Genomic DNA, 1,493 nt, shown 5'->3' on the forward strand with positions numbered 1-1,493 from the left:
TCTTCGCGGAGATCGACGACTGGTGGCGCCGCAATGCCGACGAGGGCCGCGCGTCGGTGCTGTTCTGCTATGCCTTTGGCAAGGCGCAGCGCATCCTGCACGGGGTGGACGCGAGCATCGGGCCGATCGTCGTGCACGGGGCGGTGGAGCCGCTCAACGCCGTGTACCGAGCGGCGGGCGTCGCATTGCCGCCTACCTTGCGTGTGAGCGATGAAGGCGTCGATGCCGCGTTGCTGAAGCGCGCGCTGGTGCTCGCACCACCCTCCGCGCAAGGCTCGCCGTGGATGAAGCGCTTCGGCAACTACGCCGATGCGTTCGCGAGCGGATGGATGCAACTGCGCGGCACCCGGCGGCGGCGCGGCGTGGACCGGGGCTTCGTGATGTCCGACCATGCCGACTGGCCCGGCTTGCAGCAGGCGATTGCGGGCACAGGTGCGGAGCGCGTGTTCGTCACGCATGGCAGCGTGCAGGTGATGGTGCGATGGCTCACCGAGAACGGGCTCGACGCGCCAGCCTTCAAGACGGAGTACGGCGACGAAGACGATCAGGAGGCAGGGGCATGAAAGCCTTCGCCGCTCTCTACCGTGATCTCGACGCCAGCACGTCGAGTCTCGCCAAGCAGGCGGCACTGCAGCGCTACCTGCGCGAGGCCGATGCAGCCGATGCCGCATGGGCCGTCTACTTCCTCGCCGGCGGCAAGCCGCGCCAGCTCGTGCCCACCAAGCTGCTGCGCTCGCTCGCACAGGAAGCGGCGGGCCTGCCCGAGTGGCTGTTTGACGAAAGCTACGACGCCGTGGGCGATCTCGCCGAAACCATCGCACTCCTGTTGCCGCCGCCAAGCGAGGCGCACGATCTTGGCCTCGCAAGCTGGGTCGAGCAGCATCTGCTGCCGCTGCGCGAAGCCGCAAAGACCTCGCCCGAGCAGCTTGCCGACCGCCTGCGCGCGCAATGGCGGCAGCTCGCGGCCGAAGAGCGGCTGGTGTATTTCAAGCTCATCACCGGTGCGTTCCGCGTCGGCGTGTCGAAGCTGCAGGTCACGCAGGCGCTCGCCGCGGTCGGCGGCATCGATGCCAAGCGCGTCGCGCAGCGGCTCATGGGCTACACGCACATCGGCGCGCGGCCACGGGCCGATGACTACCGCACGCTCATCGCCCCCGAGTCGGGCGCCGAGCAGGTGCAGAAGACCAGCGGCCAGCCGTACCCCTTCTTCCTCGCGCATCCGTTCAACCTGCCACTCGAACAGTTCGATGCGGCGCTGGGGCCGTCGTCCGACTGGATCGTGGAATGGAAGTGGGACGGCATCCGCGCGCAGCTCATCAAGCGTGCGGGCGTCGTGTGGCTGTGGTCGCGCGGCGAAGAGCTGGTGACGGAGCGCTTCCCCGAGCTTGCCGTCCTCGGCGAGGCCCTGCCCGACGGCACCGTGCTCGACGGCGAGATCGTCGTGTGGCGCGACGACCGCGTGCAGCCCTTTGCCGAGCTGCAGCAGCGCATCG

At 69.0% G+C, this 1,493-nt stretch carries 1 protein-coding gene and 1 pseudogene; both read left to right on the forward strand.

The window, feature by feature from the left end:
- Positions 1-563 (forward strand): annotated as a pseudogene (locus ACSFA3_RS23000) (DNA ligase-associated DEXH box helicase); the annotation flags it as partial.
- Positions 560-1,493, forward strand: a 934-nt coding sequence (locus ACSFA3_RS23005; protein ID WP_435507769.1) for an ATP-dependent DNA ligase, incomplete at its 3' end; no start/stop codon positions are given. The pseudogene ACSFA3_RS23000 and the gene ACSFA3_RS23005, both read left to right, overlap by 4 nt.

Source organism: Variovorax glucosi, assembly GCF_051216695.1.
Lineage (GTDB): Bacteria > Pseudomonadota > Gammaproteobacteria > Burkholderiales > Burkholderiaceae_C > Variovorax.